Genomic DNA, 15,817 nt, shown 5'->3' with positions numbered 1-15,817 from the left:
GTTACAAATTAAAATGTTAAATTTATTATTGATTTTATCTATTTAAAAATCTTTTACCTATCAATAAATCGGATATAACATATAATATCGTTTTACTTTACTAACTTCATTAGGATTTCTATTTTATTTTTTATGCTATTTTTTACATATATTTACCTGAATATTAACCAATTAAAACTAATATTATGTTTTCAAAAACAAATTTAATTTCGACAATTATTACCACCATTTGGGGATTTCTTGGGGGATGGTTACTTTGGGGAATTATAGGCGACCCTATGCTAAAAGATCATACTATTAATGGCGATCTTATGAAAGAAGCACCAGATATGGCTTTACTGGCTATTGGTTGTCTAATTGTTGGTTTTGCTTTTTCAACTATGTATTCGAAATGGGCTAGAGGTTCACATGGAATTTCTCAAGGTGTTCAATTTGGTATATGGGTTGGTATTTTAATAGGTCTTGGTAGTGGATTGATTGATCACTCAACATCAAACCTTTTGGATTTAAGCGGAACTATTATAAACGCCATTATTTATATTGTACACTTTGCAATAATGGGCATTCTGGCTAGCACATCTTATAACAAAGCTACTATAGAAGGATAAGAGTATATACATTAATTCAAGCAAAAAGCGTCTCAATTTTTGAGACGCTTTTTTAATTGAACTCATTTAGACTTTTTGGATTTAAAAGAAAATTATTAATTCCCTTTTTTATAGTCTTCTAAAAATTTAGCTAAACCACTATCAGTTAATGGATGTTTAAGCAATCCTTTAATTGATGATAATGGCCCAGTCATAACATCAGATCCTAGTTTAGCACAATCTATTACGTGCATGGTATGACGTACTGACGCTGCTAAGATTTGAGTATCGAAAGCATAGTTATCATAAATTTGTCTGATCTCAGCTATTAAATTCAAGCCATCTGTAGAAATATCATCTAATCTACCAATAAATGGAGACACATAAGTAGCTCCTGCTTTTGCTGCTAATAATGCTTGTCCTGCAGAAAAAACCAAAGTTACATTTGTTCTTATTCCTTTATCTGAAAAGTATTTACAGGCTTTAATACCATCTGCTATTAATGGTAATTTCACAACTATTTGTGGGTGTAAAGCTGCCAATTTTTCTCCTTCTTCTACCATCCCTTCAAAGTCCGTAGAAATCACTTCTGCACTTACATCACCATCAACTAAATCACAAATTTTCTGGTAGTGTGCTAAAATATTTTCAGCACCTGTAATACCTTCTTTTGCCATTAATGATGGGTTTGTTGTAACACCATCTAAAACTCCTAAAGCTTGAGCTTCTGCAATATCACCAAGATTAGCTGTATCTATAAAAAATTTCATATGCTTGTATTTATTATTTTATCTGTTTTTATCTATTTTGGTGCAAAGGTTGAGTTTTGCGACCTATTTAATCATCACAAATGATTAAATTTTAGCCATAGATGTTTCATTTAAATATTCGATTACATTTTGGCATACTTTTTCTCCTGTAAAACCAAATTTATCGTCTAGAACACCTGCTGGTGCCGAATAGCCAAAATGATCCACTCCGAACACTTTACCGTTTTCGCCTACAAGTCCTTCTAAATTTACCGGCAAACCTGCTGTTAAACCATATAATGGTTTGTTCTTAGGGATAACGCTTTCTTGGTACGATTTAGATTGAAGTCTAAATACGCCTTCTGAAATTATTGAAGCAATATTCACTTTAATATTTTCTCTTTCCTCAAGTAATTTTGCAGCCTCAATTAACGTTGACACTTCTGATCCGTTTGCAATTAAAACAACATCTGGGTTTTCTACTTCTTTTACTAAATACCCTCCTTTTTCTGCAGCTAATGCTTCTTGATATCTGGATGATCCATGAGCTGGAATATCTTTAATCCCTTGTCTAGATAATATTAAACCTGATGGTGTATTATTGTTTTCTAAGGCCATTTTCCATGCTACTGCTGTTTCTGCCGAATCGGCTGGACGCAATGCCATGAAACAGTTTTTGCCACTATGGTTTTTAAGTTTTTCTAAGAGCCGTATTTGTGCTTCTTGCTCTATTGGTTGGTGTGTTGGTCCATCTTCTCCTACTCTAAACGCATCATGTGTCCAAACGTATTTCACGCCCAATTCTTGGATACCACTTAAACGAATCGCTGGTTTCATATAATCTGAAAAGACAAAGAAGGTTGCTACTACTGGAATAATACCTCCATGAAGTGCAATACCGTTTGCTATACATGCCATGGTTAACTCTGCAACTCCTGCTTGTAAAAATGAACCACTAAAATCTCCTTTTTGTAAGGCCTGGGTTTTCTTTAAGAAACCATCTGTTTTATCACTATTTGATAAATCTGCTGAAGATACAATCATGTTCTCTACATGCTCTGCTAAATACGCAAGTACATTCGAAGATGCTACTCTTGTAGCTAATCCAGCTTTATGTTCTATAGATTCAAAATCTAAATCTGGAAGCTCTCCTGATAAAAAGTGATCTAATTTATCTGAAAGTGCTTTATTGTCTTGTCTCCAAGCTTCAATAACAGCTTTTTTTTCTGCTGCTTTGGCTGTTTTCTCTTTTAATAATGTTTCGTAGAACGTACTTACATCGTCATACTTATCAAAAGGACTTTCAGGATTTGCTCCTAAATTCACTAAGGTTTTTGTGTAATCTGCTCCTGTATGACCGATAGGTTGTCCGTGTAATTCACAGTATCCTTCAAACATACTACCGTCTGCGGCTACACAACCTTTACCCATAATAGTTTTACCTATTATTAAAGTGGGTCTTTCAGTTTCGTTATTGGCATCTGTTAATGCTTTTCTGATTTCATCATGATTATGTCCATCGATAGTCACAACGTTCCAACCCCATGCTTCATACTTCATGGCGGTGTCTTCTGTCGTTACTTCATCAGTTGATGTTGATAACTGAATATCGTTAGAATCGAAAAACATAATAAAGTTGCTCAACCCTAAGTGACCTGCTATTCTACCTGCACCTTGAGAAATCTCTTCTTGAATACCTCCATCTGAAATAAAACCATATATTTTATGATTCATCCAATCTCCAAAACGGGCTTCTAAAAACTTCGTAGCAATAGCTGCTCCCACACCCATGGTGTGTCCTTGACCTAAGGGTCCAGAAGTGTTTTCTATACCTCTGGCTACATCAACCTCTGGATGACCAGGTGTTATTGATTTCCATTGTCTGAAGTTTTCTATATCTTTTTTCTCATAATTCCCTAAAAGATAATACTGCGCATACATTAACGTAGATAAATGCCCAGCATCCATAAAAAATCGATCTCTAAACGGCCACGTCATATCCGATGGGTCGTAATTGAAGAACTCAGAATATAAAATATGCATAAAATCTGCACCTCCCATAGGTCCTCCCGGATGTCCTGAATTCGCTTTTTCTACCATAGCTACAGCTAATGCTCTTATATTATCTGCCGCCTGCTGATCAACTTTTTTGTTCATTTTAAATTATGATTTATGTTTAATTCTATTTAGTAAATCTCCCGAATTAATTGAGAAAACATATAGATTTTACATCTAAAAATTCCTTTTTAATACAGTAGAAAAATATATTTTGCAAATATATAATCTTTAACCTGTTAGGTCTTATTAAAATTGAATTATTTAATAACAACTACTAACATATTTGTTAAACGGATACTTTCTCTTAAGCAATAATTATAAACTAACATATAGTAAGTAATAAAAAATGGCTTTATTTCTTTAGAAACTCTCACTTATTTCCTTTTTTATAAACCTCATTCTGTTTACGCTTACAAACTTTAAAAATTAGATATCGAAAGATATATACTACTATAAGTTGAATAATTTAATATGATTTATCATAAAATTAAGCAACATAAATTCGAACAGGTAACATTCAAACTTAAAATGGAGGTTTCTACTTTAAAAAAGGGAATTTATATTTTGAAGACAACTAGGGGAGAAATTAACAAAGCACATCAAATTATAGTAAAGTAAGAAACATAAAAAACTAATGAAAATAATTTCCAGAGGATATAAACAAAAAAACGAGAATAAGTTTATTCTCGTTTTTTTTAAGTCGAATAGATTAATTTTTAACAAACTACTCTTTTACCTTATCAACAATGTTTTTACAAGCATCAAAATAAATACCAACATCTACGGCATAGGAAATATACTTAACGCCTAAATCTATCCATTGTTTTGCAGACTCAGGGCTCTCAACAAATGTTCCTACAACTTTTCCTAGCGGAGCCGCTTTTTCAACAATTTCCTTCATTTGAGAAATCACTTTTGGATGATTTACCTGACCAGGTACGCCACATGATTGAGACATATCATAAGGGCCAATAAAAATAACATCAATACCGTCCACAGCTAAAATTTCATCAATATTATTAAAGGCAATATTTCCTTCAATATGTATAATAGTTCCTGTAGTTTTATTTGCATTCCCAAAGTAATTTTCTTTTGGCATGGAAGCATAATCTGCCGCCCTTACATATCTACAAACACCACGTGAGCCTTCTGGGAAAAATTTTGCAGCTTTTACAACACGTTCTGCATCAGCAGCTGTTTCTATTTGTGGCACTTGTACATAGTCTGCACCAATATCCAATGCTTTGGAAATCATATTTTCATTGATTTCCGGTACGCGGATCACAGGAGTAATACCTTTGGCTTGGGCTGCTCGAACATGATTTTGAACCGTTTCAATTGTATTAGGTCCGTGTTCCAAATCTATAATTACAAAATCGAAACCTGCAAATGCTGCAACCTCAACTAAAGCAGGATCACTAACCTTCATGAAAGGGCCTACTACAAATTTTTTATTTTCGAATAAATTCATTTTATTTTTTTGCTTTATTTTGCTAGTTAATTAAATAAATTACCATTCGGCAAAACTACCATCTTCTCGCCTCCAAATAGGATTAGACCAATCGTGTCCAACTTTTTGAGCTTCCCTTAACTTATCTTCATTTATATCTACTCCTAAACCTGGCTTTTTAAACAATTCTATATATCCATCTTTTATATCAAATAATTCTGGGTTATTCATATAATCTAAAATATCATATCCTTGGTTGTAATGGATACCAATACTACTTTCTTGAATAATTGCATTTGCAGACACAAAATCCACATGTAAACAAGATGCCAACGCTACTGGCCCAAGAGGACAATGAGGTGCTAAAGTAATATCATAAGCTTCTGCCATTGCAGCAATACGTCTTACTTCGGAAATACCACCTGCATGACTTAAATCGGGTTGAATAATATCCACCACACCTTGATGTAAAATTTCTTTGAAATCCCATCTTGAAAACATACGCTCTCCAGTTGCAACAGGTATACTAGTGTACCCATATATGTGCTTCAAGGCATCATTATTTTCTGTTAAAACAGGCTCTTCAATAAACATGGGCTCATAGGGTTCTAACTCGTCTATTAAACGTTTCACCATGGGCTTGTGAATCCTACCATGAAAGTCTAAACCTATATCTAAATCGTATCCAAACTCTTCTCTTAACAGTTTAATGTTGTTCGCTACAGTTTTAACATCTTTCATAGAAGCTACCCAATCCATAGCTCCTGTACAATTCATTTTTACAGCTTTAAAACCAGCTTTCACCTTTTCATGTGCCTGTTCTAAAACCACATCTGGGTTGTCTCCTCCAATCCAACAATACATTTTCATTCTATCACGAACAGCTCCTCCTAAAAGCTCATAAACAGGAACATTTAAATATTTTCCTTTTATATCCCATAAAGCTTGATCAATTCCTGAAATGGCACTCATTAAAATAGCACCCCCTCTGTAAAATCCGCCACGATATAAAACTTGCCATATATCTTCTATTTCATTTGCATTACGACCAATTACAAATTTTTCTAATTCCTTCACACAAGCAGCTACAGAATCTGCTTTACCTTCTACAACAGGTTCTCCCCAACCTACAATACCTGATTGAGTGGTTATTTTAAGAAATAACCAACGGGGTGGAACTTTGAATAATTCAATCTTTACAATTTTTAAATCGTTCATTTAATTTGACTTTTACTTTATTTATTTATAAAACGTGTTTAACGATTTCAACATGGAGTATCCATTTTTTAATTGATTCTAACATGTCTTTTTACAAGGGGTCAAAAATCGAGTATTAAAAGCTAAGATAGGTTTCTTAGAGTTATTTTTTGGTAGTTATAAGTAAATGAGTATGTATTAACATTATGGCTTTTCAAAACTCTATATTTATAGAGCTCGACTTAAACTTCTGTTTCTAAAACATTCACAAATATTTTTACGGAGGAAAACGCATTATTGACTCTAAAACACCTTAACTAAATAAAACATTCAGACTTTTGGCCAAAATTAGTTAAAATTAAATTTATTAAAAATACCTATGAAAACAGTAATGATATTGGGAGGTACCAAAGGAGTTGGAAAAGAGATACTTAAATCCTGTTTAAAAAAAGGTTACAATGTGTCTTTTTGTAGCAGAAAAAAAGAAGAAGGTGATGAACTTATCCGTACCTTGAATGCAGAAGACAAGCTCTATTTTCATACAGTTGACTTAAATACTACTAATGACTTAGAAAGCTTTGTTACCCAAACTATAGAAAAATTTGGAAGTATAGACGCCTTAGTTTTATATGCAGGAATAACTCCTGTAGCTTCGATATTAGAAACGGAAGAAGATGTTTACGACAGCGTTTTTAATGTGAATCTTAAAGGCCCTTATTTTTTAATCAAACATGTGTTAAAATATATGAAGGCTGCCAGATCAGGTTCAATAATATTCTTTGGATCTGCTCATATGGATTATGGCCAAAAAGATAGAACAGCTTATGCACTTACTAAAGGCACACTTTATACACTATCAAGACACTTGGCGCATCACTATTCTCAATATGGCGTTCGATCAAATTATGTAGTAATGGGTTGGACAAGTACAGAGGGAGAATTAAAGTTAAGAGAAGAAGAAGGCGTTAGTGTAGAAGAATTAAAACGTAAAGCAGGAGAAGAACTTCCTATGGGTCGTATGTTAACGCCTTCTGACCCTGTACCCGCAGTAATGTATTTAATTTCTGATGATTCTGCTATGACAACAGGCTCAAAAATAAGAATAACTGGAGGCGAATATATATAACATTTTTATCTTATGATTCCATCATTAATTTTTCATTCTGATTCAGAACTTTTAGAAGGTCCTGTTTTTAATTCAGAAAACAACCTCCTTTATTTTGTATCCATTTTAGATTGTTTGGTGTATTGTTATAACCCAGTAAACAAAGAGATTCTGAGCATGAAGCTTGATTCTCCTGTAAGCTGTATTTATTTCAAAAAACATAAAGTGGTTTTGGTTTCATCTAAGGATGGGTTTTTCGAAATTGATTTTAATTCACTTCAGAAAAAATTTGCTTTTCAAATTGATATCAATGATAATGTTAGGTATAATGATGGAATTCAAGACCCTATAGGAAGAATTATTATAGGAACAATGGGATACCCTGAAGTTATAGAAAATGTGGGCAATGTTTATTCTTACCACGAAGGTCAGTTTAAAACAATCATCAAGAACACAACTATTTCTAATGGTTTAGCGTTTTCTCATGACAACAAATTTCTTTACTTTATTGATACTCCAACAAAAAAAGTAGCAAAATATGCTTATGACTTAGAAACTGGAGACATAGAGTTTATCGCCTATGTAATAGAATTTACGGGATCAAGTAGTCCTGATGGCATGTGCATTGATAAAGATGGCATGCTATGGATTGCCGAATGGGGAGGCGGTTGTGTATCTAAGTGGAATCCTTTAAACGGGGAAAAAATAAATGATATAAAATTGCCATGTTCTAATATTACCTCATGTTGTTTTGATAATGATGCTAACCTATACATAACAACCGCTAAAAATGATTCTAAACACGAAGTCTATGGAGGCGGGTTGTTTTATGTTAAATCAAATGAATTATAAATAGGCATCTAGTAAAACCCCATCTTCTTTTCAACTAAATGACAAACCATAATTTATAACAAATTCATGTTTCTCTCTTTGAAGTCATTTAAACTTTTTCCATTTACTAAAAAATTGCCCTTTTTAGTTCATTTTTGTCTTTTTTGCCTTCCGTAGCTCTGCTATGCAACTTAAAAAAGCCTTCAAATGATTCAAAAAATGACTAATTTTCGCTTAAACACAAAAAGTTTAAATCACTTCTTTTAATAATTTTTAACTTTTTTGAATAAAGCTATTAAATTATTTTAGGCATCCAAGAATACCTGATATGTGACTAACATATCTAAACGAAAATGAAATACAATTTAACAATGAAAAGGAGGCTAATTAAGATTTAAAAACCTATCAGCCCATATAATATAACTTATTTCTAGAGATTTAAGTTTAAGGATTTGCTAAAAAGCTAGATTCTAGTATTCTGTTTTTCGCTTTTTTTTCATTTCTTCAGCATATATACTAGGAGAAGTATTATAGGTGTCTTTAAAAACCTTAGAAAAATTTGTTCTACTTTTAAATCCTGAAACCAAAGCTACTTCTTTAACAGACATATTTTCCTGTAATAAAAAGTCAGTAGATCGTTTTAACCTATACATTTTTAACAATTCAAAAGGCGTTTGATTTGTTAGCGCTTTAACTTTTTGAAAAAAATGCGTACGGTTTAAATACATTTCCCTAGCTAAATCATTAAGATTGAATTCATGATTCCCTAAATTTTCTTCAATAATACTGTATAATTTATCTAGAAAAGCATTGTCATTTCTATCGTTTATATTATTATCTCTTGTTAAGGGAATACCTACATGAAAACGTTCCCTAAGTTTTTTTCTATTCGTCAATAGGGCTTCTGTGTTTGTAACTAAATGTTGTACATTAAACGGTTTTGTTATATAAGCATCGGCACCATCCCTTATACCTTGTACTTGGTCTTTTATATTAGTAAGAGCCGTTAATAGTATTACTGGAATATGGCTTGTTTTTAAATCTGACTTTATTTTAATACATAAACTTAATCCATCAAGTATAGGCATTTGTATATCACTAATAACAATATCAGGCCATCTATCTTCCATTGCATCTAAACATTCTTGACCATTACTAAATGTTTTTATATCGAAGTATTTGGACAATACTTCAGCAACATAGTTGCGCATTTCAGTATTATCCTCAACATAAAATATCAATGATTCAGCGAAATCGCCAGAAATTTTTATATCTAATGGATTATATTCTTGAATTAAAGAGGCATCCAAATTAATTTCTTTTTCATCTGGTAAATTAATATCTTCTATAATGTCTTCAGACTCTGTATGCTCTTTAACGATTGGAAGGCGAACCGTGAATTTTGTTCCTTCTCCAAAATTACTCTCTACTGTAATGTAACCATAATGCATTTCTACCAAACGCTTTGAAAATGACAATCCAATCCCCGACCCGCTGTTATGCATATCCTTGATGTGATGCGATTGATAAAAACGCTCAAAAACATGCGGTAAATCTACCTCATCAATTCCTTGTCCAGTATCCTCTATTACAACAATTAAATCTTTATCTTCTACTGAATAATCAACAGTAATAGTATCTTTTTGCTTTGTATATTTCAAGGCATTACTAAACAAATTGTTAAATATCTTTTCAAGCTTTGCCTTATCTGCTGCAACAATAATTTTTGATTTTTTTCTTTCTATCTGTAATTCTTTTTCATCTTTTCTAGCCAAATAACCAAAATCTTTAACCAATTCTTCAATAAACATGTCAAATCTAAATCTAGAATAATTTAGTTTTAGATGGTTAGCATCAGCTCTCTGAAAATCGTGAACTTGATTTATAAGTTGCTCTATTTTTCTAACCTGCCTTTTCATTAAATTCAACCTATCATTTAATGTAGCATTTTTGCCAGAGCTTTTCAACAAGGTTTCAATAGGACTTGAGATAAGCGTCAAAGGCGTCTTTATTTCATGGGAGATATTTGAAAAAAAGCGTAATTTGGCCTCATTAAGTTTCTTAACACTGCTTATGGTAAGTTGCTCTATCTCTACTTTATGATTTAATGCCTGTATTTTTAATATACCCCTTATTACAATAAAGATTAACAACAAAGATAATAGTACATACATCGTGTACGCCATATTTGTATTCCAAATAGAAGGTTTCACAATAATCTTTAATACTTTTGGAGGTGTCCATTGATTTAATGCATTGGATGCCATTACATGTAATTCATACTCCCCATGCTGTAAATCGTTATATTGAATGGTATTTTGGCTTGATGGTACTTGAACCCATTCTTCTCTTAATGGCAATAGCCTATACTTTAAATTATGGTTTTGAGAATTCAAAAAATGAAGACTTAGAACTTCTAAAGAAAAAACATTCTCATTATGTTTTAAAACAATTTCATCTAATTCATTTAAACTCTTACTAAGTAACACCCTATCATCAATTGTATCACCGGGCAAAATAGCAGTATTAAGTATTCTTAGGTTATCAAATTGAAGTTTTGGCAAAGGTTCTTTTTCAGTAACATCGTTAGGTTTAAAATAGCAAAAACCATCAAAACCTGATAATAAGATTGTACCATTGGGAAGTTTCTGGGATGCATAGAAAAAGTCTTCAAATGGTAATCCATCTGATTTTTTAAATTTTCTTATTCTAAAATCTTTGGTATCAAGTTTATTGAGACCAATATTAGTTGTTATCCATAAGTTGTTATTATCATCATATAAAATACTCTTAACAGCATTATTAGACAAGCCATTCTCCTCTGAGTATGATATAAATTGTGGGCTGCTTTCACTATTTAACACTTTACAGACTCCTCCGCCTTCTGTTCCTATCCAAAATTCTTCGTTAGGCAATCTAATTATGGACGACACAAAATCACTTGATATAGAATACTCATCTACTGTATTAGCTTTATACTGGGTAATACCAAGTTTATCAATAGTCTCTATTTTATTTTCAACTCTAAAGAGCCCATCAGAATCCGCACCAACCCATACAAAATCATAAACTGGATCAGCATACACAACTCTAGCTCTTGTTAAGGTTTTTCTGGAAAAATATGGGTTATCATTTAAATTTTCAACCTTAGTGACTTCATTTAACTCATTAATCCTAATTCTGTAAACGTCGCTATTGGTACCTATCCAAAGATGACCGTACTTGTCTTCTGTAAATGAACGAAATGCTGTAGCAAAATCCTCCTTATCTTGAGCTGATTCAAATCTAATTTCCTCTAAATATGTGCTTCCTTGCTTTATTCTAAATAAGTTTATTCCTCCTTCAAATTTTAGCCATATATTTTTTTTAGAGTCCAGATATATAGTACTTATTTTTTTCTTTATTGCATATTGCTTTTTTAAGCCTATTGGCTCAAAAACCTCTTTTTTGGTATTAAAGAGAACTAAATCCCCATCGGTTGACGTTAAATAAACCCTATCATCGTCAATAGCAGCTATGTGTCTTACACTATTAGACTCTAACCCATAGGGGTAATTCATTTTTACATTACAACTCTTAAACGGAGGAATAACGACATTAAATCTGTAAACACCTTCATTAAAAGTGGCCACCCAACAATTTCCTCTTGAAGTCTCCATAAGAGCACTAGTGCGCAATAAACCTAAACCATCGTCAAATTGCTGAATTGAGTTTGGTTTTTTGTTTATGAAATCATCTATATTAGTGATTTTCAAAACCCCCTTCTTTATTGCTCCAACCCACAAATTTTTTGTAACATCAAATAACAAGGCTTTAATATTATAATTTTGTAAAAACTCGTTTTCAATAGTAAAAGAGCCATTATTATTACCTCTATAGTTTATAATTACAGCACCATGTTGTTTTGCAACAATGAATTTACTTTCACCTATTGCCTCTATACTCTCGCTATAGCCAATTTGATCTTCCAAAACTTGTACAAAACTTTTGTCTTCAAAATTAAACTGAAAGACACCAGAGGAAGTACTGAATAAATATTTTGTGTTGTCTAAAGGAATACCTTTAAAAAAAACTATATTTTGCTTATTTGAAACTTGACCTGGATAATATTTCCCTAAAAATTTATAATCATTGTTGAAAACTAAAATACCATTAGCTTCAGTAGAGACTAACACTATATCTTGGGCTTGATTTATTAATATATGCCGTATAATTGCGTTTTGAACTAAAAACCTGTCTTGATTAATGTTTTTAATTTGCCTAAATGATTCACTTTTAGCGTCATATAGAGTAAGTCCTTTTTCTGTTCCAATCCATATATTACCATTGTGATCTTCATTTAACGCCCTTACGCGATTTGAAGAAATGATATTACTATTGACAGTATTTTTATAAGTTGTGAATTTATAGCCATCATATTTATTTAAACCATCATAGGAACCAAACCATAAAAACCCTCTTGAATCTTCGAGCATACAAGTAACCCCATTATGCGCTAGCCCCTCAGAGATTGTGAATTTTTGAGCGTATTCTAAAGCATTCTGCCCATAAAGCTTAGAAAAAAGACATATAGTTATTAGGATAATAACTTTTTTCATTTTGACAAATTAGTATTATTAAATTATTTAGGTCAGAAATCTAAAGGTGTTCATAATATAATATCGCTTAAAAAAAGCAACTATATATTTTAATTAGTTGAAAACTAATTAATAATTGACTAAACTACAAATTAATGTGGCATCTCTTTAAAAAAAAGATTTTATATCAAAAATATTAATATGTCTCTTTTTTACTTTAATCTTCAAAAAGACATTTTTAGGATATAATACTCTTTGCGGTCTAGATTACTTTTCTCTAGTTAAGAGCTATTTTTTTAATTAAACACTTTACCTTTTGACTCTAATTTCACAACATAAATACCCGTGAACAAATCAGATACAGAATTAGGCAGTAAATAAGCCTTATTCGGCAGCAACTTGTTTTCAATAAAAAATTGTAAAACTAAATGAGCTCAGTATCAATATAAAGAATCCGAGAGAACAATATCTATGAATCTAAAGCCTCCCAAAGGAATATCAATGCTTATATTTTTTTGAACTTTGAAAGACTCATTCGTTAAAATATCAACGACTTTAATTGGATGAATTTTATTAAAAGTCACCTTAACTTCTCGTTCTTTAGGATTAATATAACCCGAATCTACAAGAGTCAATCGCAACTTCTTTGGAGCTATTTCTGCTACGACCCATCCAACACTTCCACTAACAGTTATTGGCAATAGCTTTTTAGATTTTTCAATATCTTCTTTAATTACCCTATAAAAAGTATCGGCTGAATATACCTCTTTACCATCTTTTGATAGATATTGACGTCCATCGGTTATATATTCTTTCAGTTTACCTTTATAAATGTGGTGTAGGTTTTCATCTAATTGCTTTCGTTTATCTTCTGCATTAAGAAATACACCATTTTGAGGAGGCGTTATTAATACCATGCCGTTATTATAGGTTGGTATAAAATTTAATCGTCTTTCTTTTGCTCCTGCAGCATATCTAGAAAAATCCCACTCTGTATTAGGAGCTCCAGGCCATGTACCATTTAAGCGACTAAATACCAAAGGATTGTCTGCCTCTTCTTGTTTGTTATAAAAAACAACTGGTTTTACATCATTACCATATTCAATATATCGTTCATCTGGATGTGCCATACTTAAATACACAGGCGAAAAACTTAAAATCTCTGAACGTTTTGGCACATACAAAGCACCTTCAGCTATTAAATCCCACAATAGGCTCATATACGCTTGGTCTACCGCAAAATTATCTAAATACTGCGCTCCACTTGCTATACTGTATACCATAGTCCTCAAAAAATGGTTGGGAAGCATTTGATGAGCGTGTTGCCTACTCCTATCAAAACTTGCATTATCTCTGGCGCAACGTGCTCCCCAACTATCGGTTGCACCACTAGACCAAATCCCTAACCTCGATGCTAAGCTAAGTTCCATAGACTTATCTGTGGTTTCCTCCATGGCAGGGATAAACACATCTGAAAATTCTCCAGAAATCAATCGTTTCCAATTATCTAAATAAATGCTGGATTGCCAGAATAAATGCTTAGTTCTAATAAATATTTTGGCATTTTTTTCTCTAGAATACTTTGCTAAAGGATATATTAAACCTTCCATAACATACTCAAAATCTTTAGTATGATCTTCCAATTCAGGGTAAACTAAAACTGTTTTTTTACCATTGGCTTTATCTAAAATTTTCTTTGTAGTTGAAAGTTGGTACATATATGGATCGTTACCATGACCTGCCCAATACGAAATACCTTTTCCAAACTCATAATTAGAAGCAATACTTTCTACCAATTCTTTTTGAGATGCTGTATATTTCATGCGTCTATCACGCCTATTTCTGTATTTTTCATTTAAAATAGAAGACCTATCCCAGTTTTCTTTAGCTCTAGTTCTTGGTTTGATTAAAAACGTAGGATTGTCATACTTACTTTCAATACGTTCTATGGCTGTTTTAGCTGCTTCATTATTGCGGCTTTCAGACATAAAATATACAGGTTGCGATTTATTTTCGCTGGATGGTCTTACATATTTTTTTAAACTTTCTTTTATGCGAGCTGTATTATCTAAAATAGTTTGGATTTTCCCTGGAGGATTCAAATTTATAAATTCATTTTTCCAACTTTTTATATTAAGATTGATAATGTGAATAGAACTTCCGCCACTTTGAGCACTAGCCAAAATAATTTTATTTGTTTTTTTATCGTTCCACATATCGTTAAATGCATACTTACATGCTAAAATCTCTGTTTTATCGACATTCATATCAGCATCTACCAGTAAAATACGTGAACCAAACATGACTAAGAACTTTTCTTGCCCGCCATCTTTTACCCATTCTGGCTGAGTAACACGATACCCGAAAGTATCTAACTTATTGTATAATTTTGTAATGCTAAACTCCTTTGGACTTTCTATACCAAAATCCATTTTATAAAAGCCACTACCCTTATTTGCTTCTCCCGTTTTACCTATTAGAACTTCACTAATACCGTCCCTATTGGTGTCTACAATTCTTACCTCGCCTAAACGCCCCGTTTTATTTATTTCTTTCTTAAATGGTTTACTTTCTAAAGGTTTAAAGTAATAGAAACTGCCATTTGAATTTGTTGCAGCAATACCATGTACCACCAAAATATCTGACCCATCTTTATACTTAGCCGGTCTTATATAATTCGTTACAAAAGCCTTAACTGTTTCTTTAGAGTTTTTATGTCTTGCCTTATCTAGTGAAAATATACTTGTATCAATATCTAAAACCTGTTTCCCATTGGCATCCAAATAATAAATATGTGTATCATAACTTCCTACAACAACAAAGGCTTTATTCTCTTTATAAGTAACTGCAACCGATTTAAATGGCGCTTCATTTTTTGAAAATTGCCACATTAATTGTCCTTTATTGTCTAAACAGTAAAGTGTTCCATCTGCATTAGCCACCAGTATTTCGTCTTTTTTATCTCCATTGATATCTTCACACCAAACATCATGATTCATAAAACCTGAAAGTTCATTTTTCCATAATAGCGCACCTGAATATGAGTAAGCCAGAACTGTACCTTCATAACTACTCGCCACCAAAACCGTATTTCCATTAGCTTTAGCTGTTCTTACCAAACTGATAGTATACCCTGTTTCTATACTTGTTACTCCTTTAGAACTTTGGGCAAAAAGCATACTAAGTTGAGCTGCACAAACTAATATTAATGTACAAATCTGCTTTTGTTTTATCATTTCGATTTTTTTGAATTATGAATAGAC

Annotated in this window: 10 protein-coding genes; 4 read left to right on the top strand and 6 right to left on the bottom strand. The window is 32.2% G+C overall.

The annotated features are described in order from the left end of the window. Positions 1–185: 185 nt before the first annotated feature. Positions 186–608, top strand: coding sequence for a hypothetical protein (locus tag Q4Q39_RS00485; RefSeq protein ID WP_303280413.1), 423 nt, complete (start codon positions 186–188; stop codon positions 606–608). Positions 609–703: 95 nt separating this feature from the next. Here the strand turns inward: Q4Q39_RS00485 and fsa are convergent, their stop codons facing one another. Beyond that, the gene (gene fsa / locus Q4Q39_RS00480) at positions 704–1,357 is read right to left on the bottom strand and encodes a fructose-6-phosphate aldolase (protein WP_303280412.1); all 654 of its coding nucleotides are present in this window, start codon (positions 1,355–1,357) and stop codon (positions 704–706) included. Positions 1,358–1,441: 84 nt separating this feature from the next. Next, complete coding sequence (locus Q4Q39_RS00475; RefSeq protein ID WP_303280411.1) at positions 1,442–3,493, bottom strand: transketolase family protein; 2,052 nt, start codon at positions 3,491–3,493, stop codon at positions 1,442–1,444. A gap of 372 nt (positions 3,494–3,865) precedes the next feature. Between Q4Q39_RS00475 and Q4Q39_RS20690 the strand changes: the two genes are divergently transcribed. Then, complete coding sequence (locus Q4Q39_RS20690) at positions 3,866–4,012, top strand: T9SS type A sorting domain-containing protein (protein ID WP_496559729.1); 147 nt, start codon at positions 3,866–3,868, stop codon at positions 4,010–4,012. A 106-nt stretch (positions 4,013–4,118) separates the two neighbouring features. On the opposite strand, the gene Q4Q39_RS00470 is transcribed toward Q4Q39_RS20690, so the two are convergent. After that, positions 4,119–4,865, bottom strand: a complete 747-nt coding sequence (locus tag Q4Q39_RS00470) for an HpcH/HpaI aldolase family protein (RefSeq protein ID WP_303280410.1) — start codon at positions 4,863–4,865, stop codon at positions 4,119–4,121. 39 nt (positions 4,866–4,904) lie between these two features. Further along, a complete protein-coding gene (gene dgoD, locus Q4Q39_RS00465; protein ID WP_303280409.1) occupies positions 4,905–6,062 on the bottom strand; it encodes a galactonate dehydratase in 1,158 nt (385 codons plus the stop codon). A 358-nt stretch (positions 6,063–6,420) separates the two neighbouring features. Between dgoD and Q4Q39_RS00460 the strand changes: the two genes are divergently transcribed. Further along, complete coding sequence (locus Q4Q39_RS00460) at positions 6,421–7,167, top strand: SDR family NAD(P)-dependent oxidoreductase (protein WP_303280408.1); 747 nt, start codon at positions 6,421–6,423, stop codon at positions 7,165–7,167. Positions 7,168–7,179: 12 nt separating this feature from the next. Beyond that, entirely contained in the window at positions 7,180–7,998 is an 819-nt protein-coding gene (locus Q4Q39_RS00455) for an SMP-30/gluconolactonase/LRE family protein (protein ID WP_303280407.1), read from the top strand. A gap of 449 nt (positions 7,999–8,447) precedes the next feature. Here the strand turns inward: Q4Q39_RS00455 and Q4Q39_RS00450 are convergent, their stop codons facing one another. Both Q4Q39_RS00450 and Q4Q39_RS00445 read right to left on the bottom strand, forming a co-directional pair. Beyond that, a complete protein-coding gene (locus Q4Q39_RS00450; protein ID WP_303280406.1) occupies positions 8,448–12,575 on the bottom strand; it encodes a hybrid sensor histidine kinase/response regulator transcription factor in 4,128 nt (1,375 codons plus the stop codon). Between the two features lie 419 nt (positions 12,576–12,994). After that, positions 12,995–15,790: an outer membrane protein assembly factor BamB family protein gene (locus Q4Q39_RS00445; protein ID WP_303280405.1), complete on the bottom strand. Its 2,796-nt coding sequence runs from the start codon at positions 15,788–15,790 to the stop codon at positions 12,995–12,997. Positions 15,791–15,817 lie beyond the last annotated feature (27 nt).

Origin of the sequence: Flavivirga amylovorans (assembly GCF_030540875.1) — a bacterium.
Classification (GTDB): Bacteria; Bacteroidota; Bacteroidia; order Flavobacteriales; family Flavobacteriaceae; genus Flavivirga; species Flavivirga amylovorans.
Note: the sequence above shows the minus strand (reverse complement) of the source record. Positions and strands in the feature narration are given on the sequence as shown.

Excerpts from the sequence above, each read along its gene's own strand:
- Q4Q39_RS00485 (WP_303280413.1), top strand. The coding sequence starts at position 186 with ATGTTTTCAAAAACAAATTTAATTTCGACAATTATTACCACCATTTGG.
- fsa (WP_303280412.1), bottom strand. The coding sequence starts at position 1,357 with ATGAAATTTTTTATAGATACAGCTAATCTTGGTGATATTGCAGAAGCT.
- Q4Q39_RS00475 (WP_303280411.1), bottom strand. The coding sequence starts at position 3,493 with ATGAACAAAAAAGTTGATCAGCAGGCGGCAGATAATATAAGAGCATTA.
- Q4Q39_RS20690 (WP_496559729.1), top strand. The coding sequence starts at position 3,866 with ATGATTTATCATAAAATTAAGCAACATAAATTCGAACAGGTAACATTC.
- Q4Q39_RS00470 (WP_303280410.1), bottom strand. The coding sequence starts at position 4,865 with ATGAATTTATTCGAAAATAAAAAATTTGTAGTAGGCCCTTTCATGAAG.
- dgoD (WP_303280409.1), bottom strand. The coding sequence starts at position 6,062 with ATGAACGATTTAAAAATTGTAAAGATTGAATTATTCAAAGTTCCACCC.
- Q4Q39_RS00460 (WP_303280408.1), top strand. The coding sequence starts at position 6,421 with ATGAAAACAGTAATGATATTGGGAGGTACCAAAGGAGTTGGAAAAGAG.
- Q4Q39_RS00455 (WP_303280407.1), top strand. The coding sequence starts at position 7,180 with ATGATTCCATCATTAATTTTTCATTCTGATTCAGAACTTTTAGAAGGT.
- Q4Q39_RS00450 (WP_303280406.1), bottom strand. The coding sequence starts at position 12,575 with ATGAAAAAAGTTATTATCCTAATAACTATATGTCTTTTTTCTAAGCTT.
- Q4Q39_RS00445 (WP_303280405.1), bottom strand. The coding sequence starts at position 15,790 with ATGATAAAACAAAAGCAGATTTGTACATTAATATTAGTTTGTGCAGCT.